This is a genomic window from Streptomyces sp. NPDC057302 (assembly GCF_042667685.1).
Taxonomy (GTDB): Bacteria; Actinomycetota; Actinomycetes; order Streptomycetales; family Streptomycetaceae; genus Streptomyces.
Genome location: NZ_JBHUZJ010000079.1, coordinates 23,355 through 45,952, shown reverse-complemented (window position 1 = coordinate 45,952; position 22,598 = coordinate 23,355). Strand labels below are relative to the sequence as shown.

Annotated in this window: 22 protein-coding genes; 14 read left to right on the top strand and 8 right to left on the bottom strand. The window is 71.3% G+C overall.

The window, feature by feature from the left end; all coding sequences use genetic code 11:
* Positions 1-595: 595 nt before the first annotated feature.
* A complete protein-coding gene (locus tag ACFUPX_RS36130; protein WP_383332471.1) occupies positions 596-1,534 on the bottom strand; it encodes a Ku protein in 939 nt (312 codons plus the stop codon).
* Between the two features lie 72 nt (positions 1,535-1,606).
* Between ACFUPX_RS36130 and ligD the strand changes: the two genes are divergently transcribed.
* The 3 genes from ligD to ACFUPX_RS36115 all read left to right on the top strand — a co-directional run bounded on the left by ligD (position 1,607) and on the right by ACFUPX_RS36115 (position 4,096).
* Entirely contained in the window at positions 1,607-2,605 is a 999-nt protein-coding gene (gene ligD, locus ACFUPX_RS36125; RefSeq protein WP_383332469.1) for a non-homologous end-joining DNA ligase, read from the top strand.
* The gene (locus ACFUPX_RS36120) at positions 2,602-3,483 is read left to right on the top strand and encodes an ATP-dependent DNA ligase (RefSeq protein WP_383332467.1); all 882 of its coding nucleotides are present in this window, start codon (positions 2,602-2,604) and stop codon (positions 3,481-3,483) included. Before ligD ends, ACFUPX_RS36120 begins: the two co-directional genes overlap by 4 nt.
* A 184-nt stretch (positions 3,484-3,667) precedes the next feature.
* On the top strand, positions 3,668-4,096 hold the full coding sequence (locus ACFUPX_RS36115) for a nuclear transport factor 2 family protein (protein WP_383332465.1): 429 nt from the start codon (positions 3,668-3,670) through the stop codon (positions 4,094-4,096).
* Between the two features lie 45 nt (positions 4,097-4,141).
* Here ACFUPX_RS36115 and ACFUPX_RS36110 read toward each other — a convergent pair whose 3' ends face one another.
* A complete protein-coding gene (locus ACFUPX_RS36110) occupies positions 4,142-4,945 on the bottom strand; it encodes an NERD domain-containing protein (RefSeq protein ID WP_383332463.1) in 804 nt (267 codons plus the stop codon).
* A 251-nt stretch (positions 4,946-5,196) separates the two neighbouring features.
* On the opposite strand from ACFUPX_RS36110, the gene ACFUPX_RS36105 reads away from it, so the two are divergent.
* The 7 genes from ACFUPX_RS36105 to ACFUPX_RS36075 all read left to right on the top strand — a co-directional run bounded on the left by ACFUPX_RS36105 (position 5,197) and on the right by ACFUPX_RS36075 (position 11,752).
* Entirely contained in the window at positions 5,197-5,481 is a 285-nt protein-coding gene (locus ACFUPX_RS36105; protein WP_383332461.1) for a hypothetical protein, read from the top strand.
* Positions 5,482-5,594: 113 nt separating this feature from the next.
* Complete coding sequence (locus ACFUPX_RS36100) at positions 5,595-6,182, top strand: class F sortase (RefSeq protein WP_383332473.1); 588 nt, start codon at positions 5,595-5,597, stop codon at positions 6,180-6,182.
* A gap of 96 nt (positions 6,183-6,278) precedes the next feature.
* A complete protein-coding gene (locus tag ACFUPX_RS36095; protein WP_383332459.1) occupies positions 6,279-7,034 on the top strand; it encodes a hypothetical protein in 756 nt (251 codons plus the stop codon).
* Entirely contained in the window at positions 7,031-8,341 is a 1,311-nt protein-coding gene (locus ACFUPX_RS36090) for an ATP-binding protein (RefSeq protein WP_383332457.1), read from the top strand. Before ACFUPX_RS36095 ends, ACFUPX_RS36090 begins: the two co-directional genes overlap by 4 nt.
* A 130-nt stretch (positions 8,342-8,471) precedes the next feature.
* A complete protein-coding gene (locus ACFUPX_RS36085; RefSeq protein WP_383332455.1) occupies positions 8,472-8,834 on the top strand; it encodes an SH3 domain-containing protein in 363 nt (120 codons plus the stop codon).
* Between the two features lie 63 nt (positions 8,835-8,897).
* On the top strand, positions 8,898-10,298 hold the full coding sequence (locus ACFUPX_RS36080; RefSeq protein ID WP_383332453.1) for an FtsW/RodA/SpoVE family cell cycle protein: 1,401 nt from the start codon (positions 8,898-8,900) through the stop codon (positions 10,296-10,298).
* Positions 10,295-11,752 (top strand): penicillin-binding transpeptidase domain-containing protein, encoded by a 1,458-nt coding sequence (locus ACFUPX_RS36075; RefSeq protein ID WP_383332451.1) that lies wholly within the window; start codon positions 10,295-10,297, stop codon positions 11,750-11,752. The genes ACFUPX_RS36080 and ACFUPX_RS36075 overlap by 4 nt, the downstream gene beginning before the upstream one ends.
* Positions 11,753-11,792: 40 nt before the next feature.
* Here ACFUPX_RS36075 and ACFUPX_RS36070 read toward each other — a convergent pair whose 3' ends face one another.
* Positions 11,793-12,905, bottom strand: coding sequence for a ferritin-like domain-containing protein (locus tag ACFUPX_RS36070; RefSeq protein WP_383332449.1), 1,113 nt, complete (start codon positions 12,903-12,905; stop codon positions 11,793-11,795).
* A 219-nt stretch (positions 12,906-13,124) separates the two neighbouring features.
* Between ACFUPX_RS36070 and ACFUPX_RS36065 the strand changes: the two genes are divergently transcribed.
* The 4 genes from ACFUPX_RS36065 (at position 13,125) to ACFUPX_RS36050 (ending at position 16,490) form a co-directional block, all read left to right on the top strand.
* Positions 13,125-14,063 (top strand): diiron oxygenase, encoded by a 939-nt coding sequence (locus ACFUPX_RS36065; protein WP_383332447.1) that lies wholly within the window; start codon positions 13,125-13,127, stop codon positions 14,061-14,063.
* 80 nt (positions 14,064-14,143) lie between these two features.
* Positions 14,144-14,872: a TetR/AcrR family transcriptional regulator gene (locus ACFUPX_RS36060; protein ID WP_383332445.1), complete on the top strand. Its 729-nt coding sequence runs from the start codon at positions 14,144-14,146 to the stop codon at positions 14,870-14,872.
* A 33-nt stretch (positions 14,873-14,905) separates the two neighbouring features.
* The gene (locus ACFUPX_RS36055; protein ID WP_383332443.1) at positions 14,906-15,181 is read left to right on the top strand and encodes a hypothetical protein; all 276 of its coding nucleotides are present in this window, start codon (positions 14,906-14,908) and stop codon (positions 15,179-15,181) included.
* Between the two features lie 151 nt (positions 15,182-15,332).
* Entirely contained in the window at positions 15,333-16,490 is a 1,158-nt protein-coding gene (locus ACFUPX_RS36050) for an NlpC/P60 family protein (protein ID WP_383332441.1), read from the top strand.
* A 22-nt stretch (positions 16,491-16,512) separates the two neighbouring features.
* Here the strand turns inward: ACFUPX_RS36050 and ACFUPX_RS36045 are convergent, their stop codons facing one another.
* Genes ACFUPX_RS36045 through ACFUPX_RS36025 form a run of 5 tightly spaced genes read right to left on the bottom strand, consistent with a single transcriptional unit; the run spans position 16,513 to position 22,275 of the window.
* Positions 16,513-17,784 carry a styrene monooxygenase/indole monooxygenase family protein gene (locus ACFUPX_RS36045; RefSeq protein ID WP_383332439.1) on the bottom strand — a complete coding sequence of 424 codons (1,272 nt, stop codon included), beginning with the start codon at positions 17,782-17,784 and terminating at the stop codon, positions 16,513-16,515.
* A 40-nt stretch (positions 17,785-17,824) separates the two neighbouring features.
* Positions 17,825-18,454, bottom strand: a complete 630-nt coding sequence (locus tag ACFUPX_RS36040) for an ATP/GTP-binding protein (RefSeq protein WP_383332437.1) — start codon at positions 18,452-18,454, stop codon at positions 17,825-17,827.
* Positions 18,435-18,839, bottom strand: a complete 405-nt coding sequence (locus tag ACFUPX_RS36035) for a DUF742 domain-containing protein (protein ID WP_383332435.1) — start codon at positions 18,837-18,839, stop codon at positions 18,435-18,437. Before ACFUPX_RS36035 ends, ACFUPX_RS36040 begins: the two co-directional genes overlap by 20 nt.
* Entirely contained in the window at positions 18,836-19,357 is a 522-nt protein-coding gene (locus ACFUPX_RS36030) for a roadblock/LC7 domain-containing protein (RefSeq protein ID WP_383332433.1), read from the bottom strand. The genes ACFUPX_RS36035 and ACFUPX_RS36030 overlap by 4 nt, the downstream gene beginning before the upstream one ends.
* An 8-nt stretch (positions 19,358-19,365) precedes the next feature.
* The gene (locus tag ACFUPX_RS36025) at positions 19,366-22,275 is read right to left on the bottom strand and encodes a nitrate- and nitrite sensing domain-containing protein (RefSeq protein ID WP_383332431.1); all 2,910 of its coding nucleotides are present in this window, start codon (positions 22,273-22,275) and stop codon (positions 19,366-19,368) included.
* Positions 22,276-22,598: the final 323 nt, after the last annotated feature.

Sequence of the window (22,598 nt, the reverse complement as noted above, 5' to 3'; positions counted from 1 at the left end):
GATTGGCGGGGGTGGGGGGATTGGCGGGGGTAGGTGGTTGGCGGGGGTAGGTGGTTGGCGGGGGTAGGTGGTTGGCGGGGGTAGGTGGTTGGCGGGGGTAGGTGGTTGGCGGGGGTAGGGCGATTGGCTGGGGTAGGGGGGATTGCTAGCCGGAGGCCGTGGCGAGGGGCCCGGGGGTGGGTGGTCGGTGGAGGTAGGGGGACTGGCAGGCCGGGAGGAGATGTCCCGCAGTGTCGAAGGACGGCGGAACTGCGTGGCTAGCGGGGGTAGGGGGGTGCTAGCCGGAGGCCGTGGCGAGGGGCCCGGGGGGGGTAGGGGGTTGGTGGGGGCGAGTGGAGGGGGGCGCAGAGTTGAAGGGCGGGCCGCACGCACCCGCAGTCGGCGACGCAGCCGAGGGGACGTGCCGGTATTTCCGCCCGGAGCACGGTTCGCGGGACTCCCCGGGCGAAGTAGCCCAGCGGCCACCGGACGATAGCGAGGACGGACATACCGGCGCGGCCCCGCCCCCAAGACGGAGCGGCACCGCAGCCCCCAAGCCCCGCGACGCCAAAGCCCCGCCCCCACCCCTGCCCCTGCCCCTGCCCCTGCCCCCGCCCTAAGCCGAAGTCCGCTTCTTCGGCGCCGCCTTCTTCGCCGAAGCCCCCTTCTTCGCCGCCGCCGACGTCGATTTCTTGCCCCCCACCTCCTTCGGCCTCCCCGCCGCCCCCCGCTTCAGCGGCGTCACCTCCGCCGCCCGCTTCCCCGCCCCCTTGCCCCGAGCCGACTTCGCTGCCCGCACACTGCTCTCCAGCGCCGCCATCAGGTCGATCACCTTGCCCCCACCAGAATCCGCGTCCGCGACCGGCGCCGCGGGGGCCGTACCGGCGGCCTTGGCCTCGATCAGTTCCTCCAGCGCCGCGCGGTAGTCGTCGTGGAGGGTGGACACGTCGACCTCCCCCAGCGTGTCCATCAGCGCGTCCGCCAGGTCCAGCTCCGCGTCCCGCACCTTCACCCGGGCATCCGGAGCCACGCCCTCCGAGGAGCGGATCTCGTCCGGCCAGAGCAGACCGTGCATCGCGATCACCTCGTCCACCACCCGCAGCATCCCCAGCCGCTCCCGCCCCCGCAGCGCGTACCTGGCGATCGCCACCTTCTCGCTCCGCCTCAGCGCCTCCCGCAGCAACGTGTACGGCTTTGCCGCGGGCACTCCGTTGGCCGACAAGTAGTACGCCGTGTCCATCTGCATCGGATCCACCCGGTCCGCGGGCACGAAGGCGACGATCTCGATCGTCTTGGCCGTCGGCAGCGGCAGGGCCGCCAGGTCCTCGTCCGTGATCGGGATCATCGAGCCGTCCGCGTCCTCGTACCCCTTGCCGATCTCGGCGGACGTCACCTCCCGCTCCTCCAGCTCGCACACCTTGCGATAGCGGACCCGGCCCCCGTCCTCCGTATGGATCTGCCGGAAGGAGACCGAGTGGTTCTCGGTGGCGTTCATGAGCTTGATCGGGATGCTGACCAAGCCGAAGGAGATCGCACCGTTCCATATGGATCGCACGTCAGGCACCTCTCAGCAGCTGCCACGCCTCTTTTTAAGGTGATTCGTCCACATTCGTGGGATTCTCATCGTATGACGCCGATCACCGAGGTGGAGGGGCGGCGGCTGACCCTCAGCAACCTCGACAAGGTCCTCTACACCGCATCCCCGACCGCACACTCACACGCACGCTCACCCTCGCCCTCGCCCCCACCCGCGCCCGCGCCCGGCTTCACCAAGGGCGAGATGCTGCACTACTACGCCAGCACCGCCGAGGCCCTCCTCCCCCACCTCCACAACCGGCCCGCCTCCTTCCTCCGCTTCCCGGACGGGCCGGACGGCCAGCGCTTCTTCGCCAAGAACGTGCCGCCGGGTGCCCCCGACTGGGTGCAGACCGCCGACGTGCCCCGTTCGGACGGCAACGCCCGCCAGGTCCTGGTCAACGATCTGCCCACCCTGATGTGGGCCGCCAATCTCGTGACCGAGTTCCACACGCCGCAGTGGCAGGCGGACGCCCCCGCCCTCGCCGACCGGCTCGTGCTCGACCTGGATCCCGGAGAACCCGCCACCGTCGTCGAGTGCTGCCGGGCAGGCCTCTGGCTGCGCGAGCGCCTCCTGGCGGACGGTCTCGACGTGTACGCGAAGACCTCCGGCAGCAAAGGGCTGCACCTGCTCTGCCCCCTGGAACCGACGCCCTCCGCGCAGGTCACCGCGTACGCGAAGGCGCTCGCCCAGGAGGCCGAGGCCGCGCTGCCCGACCTGGTCGTGCACCGGATGACCCGCAGCCTGCGCCCCGGCAAGGTCTTCGTCGACTTCAGCCAGAACGCCGCGGCGAAGACGACAGCCACCCCCTACACCCTCCGCGCCCGCCGCGAACCGACCGTCTCCACCCCCGTGACCTGGGAGGAAGTCGAGGAGGCCGCAGAGAAAGGCACGGAGGAAACGGAGGAAGCCGCAGCAAAGGACAACCTCGCCGCTTTCGTCTTCCTGGCCACAGACATCGCACCCCGCCTCCAGCGGTACGGCGACCTGCTGGCCCCCCTCACCGACCCGGACCAGGCCCGCCCCCTCCCCCCTCCGTTCAATTCATGATCACCCCACCCCTCCGGGCCGCCCTCGCCGAATCCGTCACCGCGCTCCCGCAGGGCGACGGCTGGGCCTACGAGCCGAAGTTCGACGGCCACCGCCTGATCGTCTTCGCCGACGGTCACCGCGTGCGGCTCCAGGCCCGTTCCGGCCGGCTCGTCACCACCGCGTTCCCGGATCTCGCCGAGGCCGCGCGACGGCTCCCCGACGGGACCGTGCTCGACGGTGAGGTGGTCGTCTGGGCCGACGGCCGCATCGACTTCGCCGCCGTCCAGAAACGCGCCGCCGCCACCCGCGCGAACGCCACCCACCTCGCGCGCACGCTCCCCGCTTCGTACGCCGCCTTCGATCTGCTCGCCGACCGGGGCGAGGACTGCCGTGCCCTGCCCTACGAGGAACGGCGCGCACGCCTCGTACGCGTCCTCGAACCGCTCGGCCCGCCGCTACAGCCCGTACCGGTGACGACCGACCGCGAACTGGCCCTGACCTGGTACGAGACCCTGCCCGCCACCGGCATCGAGGGACTGGTGATCAAGCGGCTCGACGGGGCCTACCGGGGCGGCGTGCGCGCCTGGCTGAAGCTGCGGCACAGCGACACGCGGGACGCGGTGGTCGTCGGGTTCACCGGCAGCAGGGCCCGCCCGCAGGCGCTCGTCCTCGTCCTGCCGGGCGACGGCACGCCCGTGGTGTCGTCGCCGCTCAGCCAGGCGATGCGGACGGCCGCCGGTGCCGCGCTGCCGGAGGCCAGGGGCGAAGGCACGGCGACCGCCATCGGGATCGGCGAGGTCACCTACGCCGCCCTGCCGAGCGAGCCGCCCGTCACGGTGGAGGTACGGCAGAACACGACCCGGCACGCCACGGCGGTGGTCGTGCGGTTCCGGTAAGCACGTAGGCACGTAGGCACGTAGGCACGTAAATACACCGACGCCTTCACGTAAATACACCGACGCCTAGCCGCGCACGACTCACCGGCGTGACCGGCATCACAGCTAATCAAGTTTGACTACGAGCCGAGCCGAGCATAACTTCCCTGTAGCGCGACGTAGTCAAAGTTGATTAGGAGCCCGCATGACCGTACTGCCCGAGACCGGATACGTCCCGACCGACGAGGACCGCGCGAGCCTGGCCGCCTGGTTCGCCGAGTACGACGCCCACAGCGCCAAGCGCGACGTGGAGCGCATGGCCGACCTGGCCGTCTTCCCGCTCAACCTGGTCAGCGACGACTCCGCGGGCGACGGGCGCTCCGCGCAGTGGGACCGGGAGCAGTTCGTGGGGACCATGACCCACGTGATGGGGGACGGGAGTCAGGACATCACCTTCGAGTCCACGCGCACGCCGGTCTTCCTCTCCCCCGCCATGGCCGTGGTCTTCACCGACTCGGTGATGACCGCGAACGGCGAGACACAGCAGCTGCGGTACGCCGACATCCTGCTGAAGCGCGGCGGGGCCTGGGCGTTCCAGACCATGATCCAGGGCGGCTGGGGCGACAACCTGTAGGAAACCCCGCAGGAAACCCCGCAGGAAACCCGTGGGCTGCGGCCCTCAGACCCGCAGCCACGTGCGCCGGTCGCGTGCCATCGCGTGCAGCGCCTCCACATCGGCCGGTTTCAGTACGCCGCCTGCGCGCGCGAGGGCCGACACCTCCCCGTCGCGCACGATCCGCACCTCGCGCGGCGGGGCCGTGACGTCGAGATCCGTCGCCCCGGCGAGTGCGAGGACCGGGCGGATCTCGGCGGTCAGCGCGAAGGACGCCCGGTCGGCGTCGGAGCGGATCTCCCTCAGGAGTGGACGCGGGTCCGCGCGGCCGACCGAGACCATCGGGTCGGTGACGCGGACCCGCTGCTTGCGGGCGAAGAGCGTGTGGACGCCGAAGAGACCGCCGGGGCCGATCAAGAGGTGATGGAGGCGGGCGCCGCCCGGCAGCGGCACCGAGTGCAGGGTGTGCCAGCCCGCGCCTTCGAGGCCGTCGAGCACCTCGCCCATGGCCTGCTCGGCGGCGAGCGCCCGCTGCCTGGGGTCGGCGCGCAGCCTGCGGGCGGGCGCCGGGTCGCGGTCCAGGGCGATCAACAGGGCCTCGCCAGGGCGGTTCGGGGCGAGGTCGTCGTCCGGGTGGAGGGCGAGGCGGGCCAGCTCGGCGGGGGTGGGGACGGGCGGCGGGCCGACCGAGAAGCCGCCGGTCATGAAGGGGGCGAGGGCGCGCAGGACGGCTTCCCTGTACTCCTCGCCGAGCAGGTTCACGCGGGACGACTCCCTCTCGTACCACGCGACGTTCCTGCCGTCCGCGAGGCAGACGTACAGCCGCTCCTGCCCGTGCCGCCAGGCCGGTATGACGCGCAATCCGTTCATGCACCATCACCCCACGGACCATGGGAGCAGCAAGGACATGCCTACGGCAAGAACCTGGCAAGAACCCGGGCGGCGGGGAAGGAAGTCGGGCCGGGCGCGCAGGGAAGTCGAGCCACCCGTCACGGCACCGCCTCCGCAAGGATGGCCCGCTGTTACATAGTCGATGAATTGCCGCAATGGCGGACATCTAGGTTGTGAGGTGCCCCTTTCGCTCCCCGCAGCGATCAGCCGCCAGCCGTAAGGACCACCCCGTGAGCACCCGTCGCCGCCGCTCCCTCCTCCGCACCGCCGCCGTGACCGCCCTCACCGGCGGCGCGCTCCTCACGCCGGCCGTCGCCGCCGTCGCGGACTCACCCGCGCACTCCGAAGCCACGCGGACGGTCGCCCCCGCCATGCCCAAGGGCGGCGTCAAGGCAGGCACCGAGGGGTTCCAGGGCGGCGACCCGGTGTTCATCGCCGCCGGTGGCGCCATGGCGGCGGCCGGTGCGGCCGGTCTCGGGTACGCGATGCTGCGCCGCGGCCGCACCGACGCCTGAGCCCCTTCCCCCACGCATCCTCAGGAGCCCCCGTGAGCACCCCCACCGAAGAAGCCCCCGTCCCCGCGCCCACCCCCGCGCCCGTCCCCGTAAAGCGCCGCCACACCACCCGCATAGCGGCCGCCGCCACGCTGACCGCCGCCCTCGGCATCGGCCTGATCGCCTGCGGCCAGGGCTCCGGCCACCCCGCGCCCGACGTCAAGGTGAACAACGCCGTGGCCGCACCGGCCGCCGAGCCCCACGCCCCGCTGAAGAAGTCCCGGCCCACGGGCCTGCGGATACCGGCGGCCGGTGTCGACGCCACGTCGATGCTCGACCTCGGCGTGGGCGCGGACGACGCGCTGGAGGTGCCGCCCGTGGACAAGGCGGACGAGCCCGGCTGGTGGACCGGAGGCGTCACCCCGGGCGAGAAGGGGGCGGCCGTCCTGGTGGCGCACTACGACACCGCGAAGGGGCCCGCGCTGATGAAGAACGTGGCGAAGGTGAGAATGGGGGACAAGATCGAGGTACCGCGAGCGGACGGGAGCACCGCGACGTTCAAGGTGCGCGAGATGGAACAGGTGGGCAAAAAGAACTTCCCCACCCATAAGGTGTACGGGACGACCGACCGGCCCGAGCTGCGCCTGCTGACCTGTGGCGGCCCGATCAAGGACGGTCACCGCACCGACAACATCATTCTCTACGCCGACCTCGCGCCGTAGCCGGACCCGGGCCACGGGACCCGGACCAGCGGCGCCGCAACCGAACCTCGCGCCGCGAGCCGCCCCCGGGCCGCTCCCCCGGCAGGCAGGAGTGCAGTGCACCGCAGCCGTCTCGCGCTCACCGCGGGCCTCGTCCTGTCCGCAGGCCTGCTGGCCGGCGGCTGCGGCGACCCCGGCGGGCTGCGCGGCGCGGGATCGACGCCCACCGCCGAAGCGCCCACCCGGCTGTGGCCGAAGCTGCCGCCCCCGTCGGCGCCCGCCGAGGACTACGGCACCGTGGAGAGCGTGCCGGTCAAGGGCGTGGACGTACCGGGCGGGAATCTGTACGAGGTGGATCCGGCCACCGTCGCCAAGGCCGACTTCGACAAGAACCCGGGGATATACAGCCGTTCGGACGCGGTCTACAAGGAGACGGCGAAGCAACTGGACGCGTGCGACACGGGCCACACGGCCGACGAGAAGTGTCCCGTCCTCAACGCCTACTACCGCGATCTCACCGGCGACGGCAAGGACGACCTCATCATCGGCATCCGGCTGGCCCGGGGGCACGCCGAGAACCTCGACATCCGCGCCTACGCCATGGAGAAGCGGCAGCTGACGCAGATCATGGACATGGGGGACGCGGTGCTCGGCGTCGAGCTCGCCGGACACGAGGTGATCGTCCGCGCCGTCTCCGGGATGCAGGGGTACGAGTACCGCACCGTCTGGTCCTGGGACTCGCACCGGGGGGCCATGCTGCCGACGACCGACGAGATCGTGCGCTCCCCGAACGCGCCGTCGAGGAAGCCCGAGCGCAAGCCCGAACCGGCGGCGAGCGCCCGTCTCACGCCGTCCCCGGACGCGAGTCCATGAGCCACCGGCTGCCGCGCGGGCCGCGGCTTCCCGCCTGGACGGCGACGCTGACCTGGAAGGCTGCGGTCTTCATCACCGTCATGTGCTGCGCGCTCGCCGCGCTGCTCGGGGCGCTCGTCCACGTCTCGGTGACCAACCAGACGGTGGGGCAGGCCCGCGACCACGCCCTCAGCCGCCTGGACGACGCCACCGAGGCGTTCGAGGCGGGCGACGATCTCGGTCCCGGCGCGGGGGTCGACCCGGCGGGGCTGCCCGCGCGGCTGCGCGAGCTCGCGGTGGGCGGGGAGCGCGGCACGATGGTCGACTCCCAGGACTCCCGGCCGACGATGTGGGCAGCGGGGCCCGCCACGGACGGGCGCGCCATCGCCGTCCAGGTCGACTACGCGCAGGGTGCCCGCACCATCGACGGACTCGACCGGGCGATCCTCGGCTCGTCCGTGCTCGCGATCGGGGCGACGCTGCTGGTCGGGGCGTTCGCCGTGACGCGCGTGACGCGGCGGCTGCACCAGACGGCGACGGTGGCGCGCAGGATCAGCGCGGGCGACCTCGACGCCCGCGTGAACGACCCGCGCACCCGTGATCCCTCGCGCCGCCAGGACGAGGTGGCCGACGTCTCCGGGGCGCTCGACACGATGGCGTCCTCGATGCAGGGCAAGCTCCAGAGCGAGCAGCGGTTCACCGCGGACGTGGCGCACGAGCTGCGTACGCCGCTGACCGGTCTGCACGCTGCGGCCGAGCTGCTGCCGCCGGGGCGCCCCACGGAGCTGGTGCGCGACCGGGTCCTGGCGCTTCGCACGCTCACCGAGGACCTCCTGGAGATCTCCCGGCTCGACGCGAAGAGCGAGCATGTCGACCTGGACGACCACCATCTCGCCCCACTGGCCGAGCGCGCGGTGCGCAGTTCGGGGGTCGGTGCCGAGCTCGTCGTCGTACGCGACGTGTGTGTGGTGACCGACCGGCGGCGCCTGGAGCGGGTGCTCGGGAACCTCATCGCCAACGCGGACAAGCACGGGCGGCTGCCCATCCTGCTGACGGTCGACGGGCCCGTGGTCTCGGTGCGCGACCACGGCGACGGATACCCGGATTACCTGGTGGAGCACGGGCCGCAGCGGTTCCGCACGGAGGGCACGACCCGGGGCCACGGGCTCGGCCTGACCATCGCGTTGGGCCAGACGGCGGTGCTCGGAGCGCGGCTCACGTTCGCCAACGCGGCGGACGGCGGGGCGGTGGCGACGCTGACGCTGCCGTACGACGAGAGCGCGGAGGGCGCGCAGAGCGGCGCCAGAAGCGCCGACGGGACGGTCTGAGGGGCGGTTTGACGCCGCGTGAGCTTTTGCGCGCCCAGCGTGCCGATTTTACTGTGAATTGCGGCCTTCGCCCCGAGTTCCAGAGGCCCGAGGACCGCATCACATCCGCCCCTTCCCTAGAGGAGGCCCCATGTCCCTTCGGCCCACCGCCACCAGGACCCGGCTCGGCATACTCGCCGCCGCAGGCGCGCTCGCCGCACTCACCGTCACCGGCCCCGCCTTCGCGGCCGGCGACACCGACTCGAGCGGCCACCCGCGCGTCTACAAGGGCCGCGTCACGGCCAAGAGCGGGCTGCTGCTGCGCACCTCCCCCCACCGGGGCAGCAAGGTGATTCGCAGCGTGCCGTACGGCAGGGTCGTCTCGATCTACTGCAAGACGACCGGCGACCACGTGTCCGGCAACAACCGCTGGTACCTCCTCACCAACGGCACCTGGGCGTGGGGCGCCGCGCACTACATCGCCAACATCGGTCCTGCGCCGCGCTGGTGCTGACGCACCACAAGGGCAAGGTGACATAAACGGACATCAGGGCCTATCGCTTGCTACGTTCCGGGCATGACCCGAACAGCAGCGGCGCCCCCGTCCGTACCCGCTGTTCGCGTACCCCGGCGCCGTGGCACCGAAGTCGCGCTGATCGTCGTGGCCGTCCTGCTCTCGGTCTACGGCTACTGCGACGTCGGCCTCGCCAAGAACGGCACCGTCCCGCCCGGCGCCGCCGGTTACGGCGCCGGGCTCGGCGTGCTCGCGCTCCTCGCCCATCTCGCGGTCCGCTTCCGCGCGCCCTACGCCGATCCGCTGCTGCTGCCGATCGCCGTGCTCCTCAACGGCCTGGGTCTGGTCCTGATCTACCGGCTCGACCTGGAGACCCCGGGCGACGAGGCGGCGCCCACGCAACTCGTCTGGTCCACCGTCGGCGTGGCGCTCTTCATCGCCGTCGTGGTCTTCCTGCGCGATCACCGGGTGCTCCAGCGGTACGCGTACATCTGCGTCGTCGCCGCGCTCGTCCTGATGATCGTGCCGATCTTCTTCCCGGCGGTGAACGGCGCCCGGATCTGGATCAGGATCGGCGGATTCTCCATCCAGCCCGGCGAGTTCGCGAAGATCCTGCTCGCGATCTTCTTCGCCAGCTACCTCTCCGCCAACCGCAACGCGCTCGCCTACACCGGCCGTACGGTCTGGAAGCTGACCAAGCTCCAGCTGCCGACCGGGCGGGTGCTCGGGCCAATCGTCGCGATCTGGCTGCTCAGCGTCGGCGTCCTGGTCCTGGAGCGCGACCTCGGCACCTCGCTGCTCTTCTTCGGGCTCTTCGTGATCCTGCTGTACGTCGCCACCGGGCGCACCGGCTGGATCGCGGTCGGCATGGTGCTCGCCGGGGTCGGCGCGTTCGCGGTGGGCTCGCTCGAACCCCATGTGCACAGCCGTGTCGAGGACTGGCTGCACCCCTTCGCGTCGATCGACGCGGGCGAGGGCCCCAACCAACTGGCCCAGTCCCTCTTCGCGTTCGCGGCCGGCGGGATGCTCGGGTCCGGGCTCGGGCTCGGGCACTCCATCCTGATCGGCTTCGCCGCCAAGTCCGACTTCATCCTGGCCACGGCGGGCGAGGAGCTGGGCCTCGCGGGGCTCGCCGCGATCTTCCTGCTCTACGCGCTCCTGGTGGAGCGGGGTTTTCGGGCGGGGCTCGCGCTGCGGGACTCCTTCGGGCGGCTGCTCGCGGTCGGGCTCGCCTCGATCGTCGCGCTCCAGGTGTTCGTGATCGCGGGCGGCGTCACCGGGCTCATCCCGCTGACCGGCATGGCGATGCCCTTCCTTGCGCAGGGCGGCTCGTCGGTCGTCACCAACTGGATCATCGTGGCGCTGCTCATCCGGATCAGCGACTCGGCACGCGGCCAGCCGGTCGGAGCGCCGGCCGGGACGCCGGCCGGACCGCTGGTCGCGCCCCCGAAGGAGAACGCGTGACCCGGTACATCCGCCATGCCGCCGCGTTCTGCGCGCTGCTCCTGATCGCCCTGCTCGTGAACGCCACCCGCGTCCAGGTGGTCCAGGCCGGGCACTTCGACGACAACCCCGCCAACCGCCGCCAGGCCATCACCCGCTTCGGCCAGCCGCGCGGCGACATCATGGTCGACGGCCGCGCGGTCACCGGGTCCAAGGACACCGGGGAGCAGCTGCGCTATGAACGGACCTACAAGAAGGGCCCGTTGTACGCCCCGGTGACCGGCTACGCCTCGCAGGTCTACGGCACGACCTTCCTGGAGAACGCCGAGGACGACATCCTCTCCGGCACCGACCCGATGCTCGCCCCGCTCCCCCTGTGGAACGACATCAGCCGCGCGCAGAACCCGGGCGGCCAGGTGCGGACCACGATCAGGGCGGCGGCGCAGCAGGCCGCGTACGCCGGGCTCGGCGGTAAGAAGGGCGCGGTCGCCGCGATCGAGCCGTCGACCGGGAAGATCCTCGCCCTCGTCAGCACCCCTTCGTACGATCCCGAGCGGCTCTCGGGCACCAGCGGTTCGGTGGCGCGGTCCTGGGCGGCCCTGAACGGCAGCTCCGACAAGCCGATGCTGAACCGGGCGCTGCGCCAGACGTATCCGCCCGGCTCGACGTTCAAGGTGGTGACGGCCGCGGCGGCCCTGGACGCGGGCACGGTCACGGACCTGGACGCCGCCACCAAGTCGCCCAACCCGTACACGCTGCCCGGCACGAGCACGCAGCTGACGAACGAGGTGGACGGCTGCACGAACGCGCCTCTGCGCTATGCCTTCGAGTGGTCCTGCAACACGGTCTTCGCCAAGCTGGGCGCGGACACCGGGCTGAGCGACATGCTGGGCACGGCACGCGACTTCGGCTTCAACGACAGCGGCCTGAAGGTCCCCTCGTCGGTGGCGGCGAGCAACTTCGACACCTCGATGGACGACGCGCAGCTCGCGCTCTCCTCGATCGGCCAGTACGACACGAGGGCGACCCCGCTGCAGATGGCGATGGTCTCGGCGGCGGTGGCCAACGGCGGCCAGGTCCAGTCCCCGTACCTGGTGGACGAGACCACCACCGACGACGGGGACGTGGTCGGGAACACCGGCACCAACTCCCTGCACCAGGCGATGAACCCGGCCACCGCGATGCAGCTGCGGGAGCTGATGACGGGCGTGGTCGACGAGGGCACCGGCACCAACGCGGCGATCCCGGGCGCGACCGTCGGCGGCAAGACGGGCACGGCCCAGCACGGCATCGACAACTCCGGCACGCCCTACGCGTGGTTCATCTCCTGGGCCCAGGCGTCCGGCGACGCGCAGCCGTCGGTGGCGGTGGCGGTGGTCGTCGAGGACGCGGCGGCGGACCGGGGCGACATCAGCGGCGGCGGGAGCGCGGCGCCGATCGCGAAGGCGGTGATGGAGGCGGTGCTCGACGGCTAGGGGTTCTGGGCCAGAGTTTCGGGGCCTAGGGGTTCGGGGCCTAGGGGTTCGGGGCGCCGCCCGAGGCGATCATGTCCTCGACCTCCCCCACCCGCTCGCCCTCCTCCGCGGCGAACCGCTCCGCGTCCAGCTTCTCGGCGATCTCCTCGTCCTGGGCCATCAGCTGGTCGAGGTTGGCGTTGCCCATCTCGAAGACGCCCATGTCGACGTACGCCTCCTGGAGCCGCTTGCCCCATAGGCCGATGTCCTTGACGCACGGCACGATGCGGCTGAAGAGCAACTGCCGGAAGAGGGCGAGGAATTCGGAGTTCTCGGTGTACTCCTCGGCCTCCGCCTTGGGGATGCCGAAGTTCTCCAGGACCTCGACGCCGCGCAGCCGGTCGCGCATCAAGTAGCAGCCCTCGATGACGAATTCCTCGCGCTCGCGCAGTTCCGCGTCGGAGAGCTGCTTGTAGTAGTCGCGCAAGGCCATGCGACCGAAGGCCACGTGCCGGGCCTCGTCCTGCATGACGTAGGCGAGGATCTGCTTGGGCAGCGGCTTGTCCGTCGTGTCGCGGATCATGCCGAAGGCGGCGAGCGCGAGGCCTTCGATGAGGACCTGCATGCCGAGGTAGGGCATGTCCCAGCGGGAGTCGCGCAGGGTGTCGCCGAGGAGGGACTTGAGGTTGTCGTTGATCGGGTAGAGCATGCCGATCTTGTCGTGCAGGAAGCGGCCGTAGACCTCGGCGTGCCGTGCCTCGTCCATGGTCTGGGTCGCCGAGTAGAACTTCGCGTCCAGGTCGGGGACCGACTCCACGATGCGGGCCGCGCACACCATGGCGCCCTGCTCGCCGTGCAGGAACTGGCTGAACTGCCAGGAGGCGTAGTGCTTTCGCAGCTCGCCCTTGTCCCGTTCGGTCATCTTCGCCCAGTGGCGGGTGCCGTAGAGGGACATGGACTCGTCGGGGGTGCCCAGGGGGTCGTACGGATCGACCTCCAGATCCCAGGCGATGCGCTTGGCGCCGTCCCACTGCTTGTCCTTGCCCTTCTGGTAGAGGGCGAGCAGCCGGGCACGGCCTTCGTCGTACTCCCAGCTGAAGCGGGCCGCGCCGTTCGCCGGTATCTGCCAGATGGTCTCTGCCGGGGCGTGCGTGTACAGCTCGTGCGTGGACACTGACGGCTCCTAAGAAATCGGCCTCGGTCTCTCCGTAGTCCCCCCGTGCTGCTTTCGACTGCCTTGTACTGATTGGTATTTGGCAGGCTCACACGTTCGTAGACGCGGGGTCAACAAGTCGTGCACAAGGGATTGACTGCCTTGCTGACAGGCAGTCTCATAAGTCGTGACCGCCGGTAACCGTGAGGACGAGGCAGACGACGAGGCAGGGGCAGAGTCATGACGACCATCACGCAGGACGCGGCGATCGAAGGGCTGCGGGACGCGCTGGGACTGCTCAAGGACCGGGAGCAGGTGGCCGAGCGGCTGCTCGACTCCTCCGCCAAGCACTCCTTCGACCCCGACAAGGAGCTGGACTGGGAGGCGCCCTTCGAGGAGGGCAAGTGGTTCTGGCCCCCTGAGCTGCTCTCCCTGTACGGCACGCCGATGTGGCGGCGGATGGGCGAGGAGCAGCGCATCGCGCTCTCCCAGCACGAGGCCGCCGCGCTCGCCTCGCTGGGCATCTGGTTCGAACTGATACTGATGCAGCTGCTCGTCCGGCACATCTACGACAAACCGGCGACGAGCGCGCACGTGCGGTACGCACTCACCGAGATCGAGGACGAGTGCCGGCACTCGAAGATGTTCGCGCGCCTGATCACGCGCGGGGACACGCCGTACTACCCGGTCAGCGCCGTGCACCGGAACCTGGGCCGGCTCTTCAAGACCATCTCGACGACGCCCGGTTCGTTCACGGCGACACTGCTCGGCGAGGAGATCCTGGACTGGATGCAGCGCCTGACGTTCCCGGACGAGCGCGTCCAGACGCTGGTGCGCGGCGTCACGCGGATCCACGTCGTGGAAGAGGCGCGCCATGTGCGGTACGCCCGTGAGGAACTGCGGCGCCAGATGGTGACCGCGCCGCGCTGGTCCCAGGAGTTCACCCGCCTCACCTCCGGCGAGTTCGCCCGCGTCTTCTCCATCGCCTTCATCAACCCCGACGTCTACACGAACGTGGGCCTGGACAAGCGCGAGGCCATGGCCCAGGTCAAGGCGAGCGGCCACCGCCGCGAGATCATGCAGACCGGAGCCAAGCGCCTGACGGACTTCCTGGACGACATCGGGGTGCTGCGGGGCGCCGGACGGCGGCTGTGGAAGAGCTCGGGACTGCTGGCGTAGGGCTCGGGACCGGCCGCGCGGCGAAGAGGGTGCGCAGGGTTCCGGGGCGCTTGTTCGAAAGGGCGGTTACGCTGCGAGGCATGACCTCGCCTGCTCCCACCCGCGCGTACCGGCGCCTCAGTGTCGAAGAGCGGCAGCGGCAGCTCAAGGAGGCCGCCCTGTCCCTCTTCGCGGTGCGCGCACCCGACGAGGTGTCCCTCGACGACGTGGCGGAGGCGGCCGGTGTCTCCCGGCCGCTCGTCTACCGCTACTTCCCGGGCGGCAAGCAGCAGTTGTACGAGGCCGCGCTGCGGTCCGCCGCCGACGTGCTGGAGCAGTGCTTCGCCGAGCCGCCCGAGGGTCCGCTCACGCAGCGCCTCGGGAACGCGCTCGACCGCTATCTCGCCTTCGTCGACCAGCACGACGCGGGGTTCAGCGCGCTCCTCCAGGGCGGCAGCGTCGTGGAGACCTCGCGCACGACCGCCATCGTGGACGAGGTGCGCAGGACCGCCGCCGAGCACATACTCGCCCACCTGGAGGTCGTGGGCGCGACCGGCCCGCGGCTGAAGATGACCGTGCGGATGTGGATCACGTCCGTCGAGGCGGCGTCCCTCATCTGGCTGGACGAGGAGAAGCAGCCGCCCCTCGACGAGCTGCGGGACTGGCTGGTCGAACAGTTCATGGCGGTCCTGGTGGCCTCGGCGGGCCGCGATCCGCAGACCGCGGAGGCGGTGCGGGGGGCGCTGGTCATGGAGACGGCCGACGGGCCCGCGGGCTCGCTCGCCCGGCGTGTCCTGCCCGTGGTGAGCGACGCGGCGCACCTGCTGTGACGCACGGCCGCCGCCTGCTGTGACACTGGCCCGGTGAAGAGCGAAGACACCCCCTTCGTGGGTGGCCCCCTGGACGGCCGTGTCCTGCCCATCCTGCTCGGCCCCACCGGCCACCCCCCGAAGGTGTACCGGGTCCCGGTGCCGGACGACGCGGGCGGCCCGCCGACCGTGCTCGTGTACCGCCGGGTGGCCAAGGCGGGCAAGCGGCTGGGGCTGCACCAGGGCTGGACGTACGCGTACGACCCCGAGGGCGACAAGGCGGGGTCCGGTCTGAAGTGGCCTTGGTCGAAGCCGGGCGCCACGAGCTGAGCGTCGCCGGGGGCAAGGGCGGCGCGCCGTGGGGCCCTGGACGAGTGACCGCATTGCGCCATCCCGCGCACCTTCCGGAGGCGGGCCGCGCCGGGGCGGCCGATGCTCGCGGTGCGGGGCGGAGCCGCCGCCGCGCGCCGGAGGTGATGGCATGTCAGGCAGGCTGCTGCGATGGGTGTGCACGGGTGCGGTGGTCGGCGCGTTGCTCGCGCCCGCCTCCCCCGCGTACGCCGTGCCGGGGCCCGACGGCGCCGGGGAGCGCCCGGTCTCCGAGCTCCTGACGGACCTTCAGGAGCTGTACCGGAAGGCCGAGGAGTCCACGGAGACGTACAACGCGACCGCGCAGAAGCTCAAGGAGCAGCGCGCCGAGGTCACCCGCCTGAACGCGGGACTGGCCCGCGCGAGGACCTCGGTGCGCGACAGCCGGGGCCAGGCGGGCCGCTTCGCGCGCCAGCAGTACCAAGGCACGACGAACATCTCCCCCTACGTGCACCTCCTGCTCGCCCGCGACCCGCAGCAGGCCCTCGACCAGGGCCATGTGATCGGGCGGGCGGCGGCGGAGCGGGCCGCGACGGTGAAGCGTCTGGTCGGCGGCGAGAAGACGGCGTCCACGCTGGCGTCCGACGCCAGGAGCGCCATGGAGACCCAAGTCGCCCTGGCCGCCCAGCAGAAGGCGTCCCGCGACACGGTCAAGGGACAGCTGAAGGAGGTCGAGGAGCTGCTCGCCTCGCTGAGCGCGGAGCAGCTGTCGGACCTGGCGCGGGCCGAGGAGGAGGGGATGGCCGACGCTCAGCGCACCTTCCTGGCCTCCGGCTCGCTGAGCGGCTCCCCGGGCTCCGCACCCTCCCGGCCGCCGTCCCGCCGGGGGGACGAGGCGCTGGACTACGCCGTGCGGCAGATCGGGAAGCCGTACAAGTGGGGCGCGGAGGGCCCCCACTCCTTCGACTGCTCGGGACTCACGTCAAAGGCGTGGGCGAAGGCGGGCAAGGAAATCCCCCGCACCTCGCAGGAGCAGTGGGCGCAGCTGCGCCGGGTCTCCCTGCGCAAGCTGCGGCCGGGCGACCTGATCGTCTACTTCCCCAAGGCCACCCATGTCGCGATGTACCTGGGCGACGGCATGGTGATCCAGGCCCCGCGCCCCGGGGCCCGCGTCAAGGTCTCCCCCATCGCCTCGAACCCTCTGCTGGGCGCGGTACGCCCCGACCCCTCGGCGGACTCCATGAAGGGCTACACCCCACCGAAGCTGCCGCGCGGCGCGATGAAGGGCGGGGACAAGGGGTACGGGCGTGCGGGGGCGCCCACGGCGTGAGCTCCCCGCACGGTCGGGCTTCTCAGCCGGTGAGCCCCGTCAGGTACGCGCCCGTCTTCTCCGGCTCGTAGAAGAAGTTCTCGAAGTCCGACGGGTCGTTGAAGCCGTTCGCGAAGCGGTCGGCCGCCGGCTGGAGCTGGCCTGCCGCGCCGATCAGGTTCAGGACGTGCTCCGGCGGCGGCGACAGCATCGCGTTCGTCCACTTGGTGACGTGCTGCGCCGTCTCCCAGTACCGGTCGAAGGTGGCCTGCATCCAGTCGCCGTCGAACGGCTTGTCGCCGTGGGTGATGATCGAGTCGAGGTACGAAGCCGCGCACTTCGACGCCGAGTTGGAGCCCTGGCCCGTGATCGGGTCGTTGGCGACGACCACGTCAGCGACGCCCAGGACGAGGCCGCCGCCGGGCAGCTGCCCGATCGGCTTGCGGACCGTCGGCGCGTAACGGCCGGAGAGCGTGCCGCCCGCGTCCGTCAGCTCGACCTTGGTCGCCCGCGCGTACTCCCACGGCGTGAACTTCTCCAGGAGTTCGAGGGTCAGCGCCAGGTGCTCCGAGGGGTCCTTGACCCCCTGGAAGACGTCGAGGGGGCCGCCGGGCACGCCCTCCCAGAAGAGGATGTCCGCACGGCCCGACGTCGTCAGCGTCGGCATGACGAAGAGTTCGCCCACGCCGGGCACCAGGTTGCACCGCACCGCGTCGAACTCGGGGTGCTCGGGCCGCGGGCCCATCCCGTGGACGTACGCGACGGCCAGCGCGCGCTGGGGCGCGTCGTAGGGAGAGCGCGAGGCGTCGCGCTCGAACATCGAGACCAGCTCGCCCTTGCCCGCGGAGACGAGGACCAGGTCGTACGTGCGGGAGAAGTAGTCGAGGTCCGAGACCGCCGCGCCGTGGATGACCAGCTGGCCGCCGCGCTGCGCGAACGTCTCCATCCAGCCCGCCATCTTCACGCGCTGGTCGACGGACTGGGCGTACCCGTCGAGCTTGCCGACCCAGTCGATGACGCGATTGGGGCCTCCCCTGCTCGAACGCAGTTGAGAGCTTGGGGAAGAGTCGGGCCCGGCGACCGAGACGCCGACGCCCTCGATCTTCGGGGCCTGGGACTCCCAGAAGTTCACCTGGAGGTCGCGCTCGTGCTGCAGTGCCGTGTGGAACATGCACTGGGTGGACATCACACGGCCGGACCTGACTTCGTCCGCCGTGCGGTTGGACATCAGGGTGACCTCGTACCCCTGCGACTGGAGTCCGAGAGCGATCTGGAGCCCGGCCTGGCCGGCTCCGACGACGAGTATCTTCCGCATGCGGCCACTTCTCCTACGACGTACTGAAAACTGGGAACGACTATTCGGGGGTTGCTGCCAGGGCGTGGCCCACCAGCGAGAGCAGTGACTCGATCACCGAGATCCGCTGCCTCGCGTCCATGATCAGCACCGGTATGTGCGGCGGGATCGTCAGCGCCTCACGGACGTCGGCGGGGTCGAACTCCTCGGTCCCGTCGAAGTGGTTGACGGCCACGATGTACGGCAGACCGCAGCTCTCGAAGTAGTCGAGGGCCGGGAAGCAGTCGGAGAGCCTGCGGGTGTCGGCAAGCACGACGGCGCCGATCGCGCCGCGCACCAGGTCGTCCCACATGAACCAGAAGCGCTGCTGCCCCGGCGTACCGAAGAGGTAGAGCACCAGGTCGTCGTCGAGGGTGATCCGGCCGAAGTCCATGGCGACCGTGGTCGTGGTCTTGTCCGGGGTCGACGTGAGGTCGTCCGTGTCCTCGCTCGCCTGCGTCATCAGCGCCTCCGTCTGGAGGGGCGTGATCTCGGAGACCGCGGTGACCAGGGTCGTCTTGCCCACGCCGAACCCGCCCGCCACCACGATCTTCGTCGCGATCGGGGCCCGGGTGCGGTCCGTCTGCCAGGCTTGGAGGTTCTCGTCCGGGTCGGGGCCCGGGTGGCGGAGGTCAGAGACGGCGGAGTCCACTGAGCACCCTTTCCAGCAGTGCGCGGTCCGGCTGTCCCGGGCCGTGGCCCGTGCCGTACACGCGGATCTTTCCCTGGTCTGCGAGGTCGCTGAGCAGTACGCGCACCACGCCGAGCGGCATCTTGAGAAGCGCGGAGATCTCCGCGACCGTACGCATGCGGCGGCAGATCTCGACGATGGCCCGCATCTCCGGCATGACCCGGGCGATGGCGTCGCCCTGCGGCAGTTCGCGGCGCTCCTCGGGGGCTTCGAGGGCGGCCACGAACGTCTCGACGAGCAGGACGTGGCCGAAGCGGGTGCGGCCACCGGTGAGCGAGTACGGGCGTACGCGCGCGGGTTTGCGGTCGCCGCCCCGCTGGGGCAGCTTGCCGGGCTTACTGCTCATCGGACGCTCTCCATCGACTGGCGCAGCTCACTGCGGAGTTCGGGGGTGAGGACATGCCCGGCGCGGCCGACGAAGAGCGCCATGTGGTACGCGACGACGCTCATGTCGCAGTCCGGGGTGGCGTGCACGCCGAGCAGCGAGCCGTCGCTGATCGACATCACGAAGAGGCTGCCCTCCTCCATGGCGACGACCGTCTGCTTGACCGGTCCCGAGTCCATCAGCTTGGAGGCGCCGATGCAGAGGGAGCCGAGGCCGGACACGATGGTGGCGAGGTCCGCGCTGGAGCCTTTGGGGCCCGAACTGTTGTCGGCCGCCTGCTCGTTGTTGCGAGCGGGGTCGGAGGAGAGCAGGAGCAGTCCGTCGGAGGAGACCACGGCGACCGAGAGGAGACCCGGCACCTCCTCGACGAGGTTCGTCAGCAGCCAGTGCAGGTTGCGTGCTTCGCTGCTCAGTCCGAACGCGGCCACGGATCTGCCGGTGGTGGAAGAACTGCCGGTGGAAGAACTGGGCGAGCGCATGGGCGCAGTCAACTACTTGCCTCCTCGACTGTGTCCCCCATGTTGTTTTCGGTCTGTGCGGTCTGTTCGTTCTCTTCGGTCGCTTCAGTACGTTCGGTCAGCTCGGCCTCTACGTCGCGACGGCCGCTGATGGCCCCCTGGTGGAACCCGCCGAGGCGCTTGCGCAGCGCTTCGGCGTCCACGGAGCCGCTGCGCGCCTTGGGCACGGTGGGCTCGGGCGCGGTGATCTTGGGCGTCCGCTTGGGGAGGCCCTTGTCGGTGACGCGCTCCCACTTGGGGGCGGGGGCGGCGGGCGTGGGCTCGTGGATCTCCGCTTCCGGGGGTTCCGGAGCCTCGGGCGCCTCGGGAGCCACCGGAACGGCGAGCTCCATGGTCGTCTCGGGCGAGGCTTCGGGCTCGGGTCCGGCTTCAGCCTCGGGCTCGGGCTCGGCCTCGGGCTCAGCCTGCCGCACGGCCTCCTCGGCCGCCTCGATCAGCGGATCCGCACCGGTGGTCACGGCCACGGCTCCCGCCGAACGCCCCGGCAGCACATTGGAGTTCGCCTCTGCCTCGGAGCCGGGCAGGTGCATCGCCGGCGCCGCCCCCGCGACCGGAACACCGACCGGCGGCGCCCCCACCGCGGGCGCCGCGGCGAGGATCGACTTCGGCAGCACCACGACCGCCGCGACCCCGCCCTGCTTCTGCTCGCGCAGCCGGACCCGCGCCCCGTGCCGCGCGGCGAGCCGGGCCACTACGTAGAGGCCGAGCCCGAGCCCGTCCCCGCTCTCCTGGTCGTACGCGTCGTCCGGACGGAACTCCGCCAGGCGGGAGTTGAGCTCGTCCATGCGGTCCGGTGTGACGCCTATGCCCTCGTCCTGCACGGAGAGCATGACCTCGCCGCTCTCCAGGAGCCAGCCGGAGACCTCGACGGAGGCGTCCGGCGGCGAGAACGAGGTCGCGTTCTCCAGGAGCTCGGCGACCAGGTGGCTGATGTCGTCCGCTGCGAAGCCCGCGACGTGCGCGTGCGGCGGCAGCGTGGCGATGCGCACGCGTTCGTAGCGCTCGATCTCGGACACGGCGGCCCGCACGACGTCGACCAGCGGGACGGGGCCCGGGTGCTGGTGGCCGTGCTCGGCGCCTGCGAGGACCAGGAGGTTCTCGCTGTGGCGGCGCATGACCGTGGCGAAGTGGTCGAGCTTGAAGAGCGTGGCGAGGCGGTCGGGGTCCTGCTCACGGTCCTCCAGGTTCTCGATGACGGCGAGCTGCCGCTCGACCAGGCCGAGGGTGCGCAGGGCCAGATTGACGAACGTCCCATGGATGGACTGCCGCACCCGCTCCAGGTGGGCGGAGGCCTCGGCCAGTTCGGCGCGCAGCTTCTCGCGCTCGTCGGCCATGGACTGGCGCTTGCCGATGAGGTGCTTGCGGTCCGCTTCGAGCGTGGTCAGGCGCTCGGTGAGGGCGGCCGCGTGCTCGTGCAGCGCGTTGACGGACCGTACGACCTGGGCGAACTCGTCGTCGCGGCCCGTGAAGCGGATCGGCTCCTGGGGCGCGGGCTCGGTGGCGAGGCGGGCCGAGCCGATGCGCAGGACGGCGAGCGGACGCGTCAGGCTGCGGGCCATCGCCATGGAGACGCCGACCGCGACGAGCAGGGTGACGCCGAGGAGCGCGACGCGGATCTCCAGCGCTTCCACGTCGTCGTCGCGCAGCCCGGCGAGGTCCTTGGTGCGCTGCACCGTGAGCGCGGACTCGGCGCCGCGCATCATCTCGATGCGGGCGGAGAGCGCGGCGTCGAGCTTCTTGCGGTCGTAGCCCTGCTCGGCGGTGGAGAGCGTGGGCTGGTCGGTGAGGCGGGTGAGGTACTTCTCGGCGGTGGTCACCTCGTGGCCGGTGACCGTCGAGTCGTACGTCGTGCGGGCGCCGTCCGTGGCCGCGTCCCGGAAGTCGGCGAGGGCGGCCTGCTCGCGCAGATGCGCCTGCTGGCCCGCGGCGCTGAGGCCGTCGCGGCGCTTGCTGTCGGCGGAGGACTCGTCGACCACCGTGGTGGGCAGGCCGGTGACCGGGTCGACGCCGGTGTTCGGCTGCGTGGAGCGCGGGACGGCGAGGGTGGCCAGGAGCAGGCCGCGGGCGCTCGCCGCCTGTTCGACCGCGTGGTCGAGGTCGGAGAGCGCGTAGGCGCCGGAGCCCGCGCGGGGCGGGGTCTTCTCGGCGAGTTCGCGGGTGAGGCCGTGCAGCTCGGTGATGACGTTCGAGTACGCCGTGTGGGCCTCGAGAGCAGTGCTCTTGCCGGTGAGCGCCGCTCTGCGGACGGCGCCGATGGTGTCGAGTTCGCTGCGCAGGGACAGCGGTCCGTCGACCGTGCGCAACTCGGCGACCTGGCGGTCCACGCGGGCGCTGCGGCTCTCGGAGAGCCCCTTGCCCTGCGGGCGGCCCGCCGCGATGAAGGAGGTGACCTCGTCGCGCTCGTCGGCCAGCGAGTGGCCCAGGGACACGGCGTCCTGGGTGCGCTCGGCGAGGGTCACCAGGTTCTGTGCGTCGCTCAGTTGCCCGGAGGCGGCGACGATGGCGGGCGCTCCGGCCGCGGCGATCGCGGCGGCCACCACGGCGACGGCGACGATCAGCCGATTGCGCACGCGCGCGGTGGGCTTGGAGTTGACGGACCGCACGGGGGGCTTCGCGGGCTTCGAGCCGTCAGGAGCCTTCACGCCGGGGGCGGTGCGCTCCCCCGCCGCGGCCTCTCCCGCCACGCTGCTCTCTCCCGCCGCGTCGCCTCCAGCCGCACTCTCTCCCGCTGCCGCAGGCGCGGTGTGCTCGGGCGGGCGCTCTGTCGCCGTGTGCTCGGGCGAGCGCTCTGTAGGGGTGGTCGCGCCCGGCGTGGCCCCTTCAGGAGCCGTCTGCTTGCCCTTGCGCCCAGGCCGCATCTTCTGCACCGGTGCTCGCATTCTTGTTTTTCGTCTGCCCATGGGCCCGGGTGACGATCCGTCAACACACGCGCGCCCCCGGTACGGCTCATGACCCTTTCAGTGCCGATGGGTGGCAGTCGTGCATCACATGCCTGGCCACCCGAAGGAGTGAACATCGGCGGGGAGTTGGCGAGCAAGTCCCCGACGGGGCCGAAAGTCTCGCCCACGGAGCGCCGGTTGGACGTCGACCGCAGGCTTTGGCAGGATGCGCCGCCACACGCCGCCGGAAGCGATCATTCCGACTGAAATCCGTCGCCTGACCTGCTGGTCCGGGCCAACCCCCGGCCGTTCGCGGCCCCCGG

Bases quoted from the DNA above. Each gene is read 5' to 3' on its own strand.
- ACFUPX_RS36060 (WP_383332445.1), top strand. From the start codon at position 14,144: ATGACCTCGCCTGCTCCCACCCGCGCGTACCGGCGCCTCAGTGTCGAA.
- ligD (WP_383332469.1), top strand. From the start codon at position 1,607: ATGACGCCGATCACCGAGGTGGAGGGGCGGCGGCTGACCCTCAGCAAC.
- ACFUPX_RS36085 (WP_383332455.1), top strand. From the start codon at position 8,472: ATGTCCCTTCGGCCCACCGCCACCAGGACCCGGCTCGGCATACTCGCC.
- ACFUPX_RS36110 (WP_383332463.1), bottom strand. From the start codon at position 4,945: ATGAACGGATTGCGCGTCATACCGGCCTGGCGGCACGGGCAGGAGCGG.
- ACFUPX_RS36045 (WP_383332439.1), bottom strand. From the start codon at position 17,784: ATGCGGAAGATACTCGTCGTCGGAGCCGGCCAGGCCGGGCTCCAGATC.
- ACFUPX_RS36030 (WP_383332433.1), bottom strand. From the start codon at position 19,357: ATGCGCTCGCCCAGTTCTTCCACCGGCAGTTCTTCCACCACCGGCAGA.
- ACFUPX_RS36115 (WP_383332465.1), top strand. From the start codon at position 3,668: ATGACCGTACTGCCCGAGACCGGATACGTCCCGACCGACGAGGACCGC.
- ACFUPX_RS36080 (WP_383332453.1), top strand. From the start codon at position 8,898: ATGACCCGAACAGCAGCGGCGCCCCCGTCCGTACCCGCTGTTCGCGTA.
- ACFUPX_RS36050 (WP_383332441.1), top strand. From the start codon at position 15,333: ATGTCAGGCAGGCTGCTGCGATGGGTGTGCACGGGTGCGGTGGTCGGC.
- ACFUPX_RS36025 (WP_383332431.1), bottom strand. From the start codon at position 22,275: ATGCGAGCACCGGTGCAGAAGATGCGGCCTGGGCGCAAGGGCAAGCAG.
- ACFUPX_RS36065 (WP_383332447.1), top strand. From the start codon at position 13,125: ATGACGACCATCACGCAGGACGCGGCGATCGAAGGGCTGCGGGACGCG.
- ACFUPX_RS36035 (WP_383332435.1), bottom strand. From the start codon at position 18,839: ATGAGCAGTAAGCCCGGCAAGCTGCCCCAGCGGGGCGGCGACCGCAAA.
- ACFUPX_RS36090 (WP_383332457.1), top strand. From the start codon at position 7,031: ATGAGCCACCGGCTGCCGCGCGGGCCGCGGCTTCCCGCCTGGACGGCG.
- ACFUPX_RS36120 (WP_383332467.1), top strand. From the start codon at position 2,602: ATGATCACCCCACCCCTCCGGGCCGCCCTCGCCGAATCCGTCACCGCG.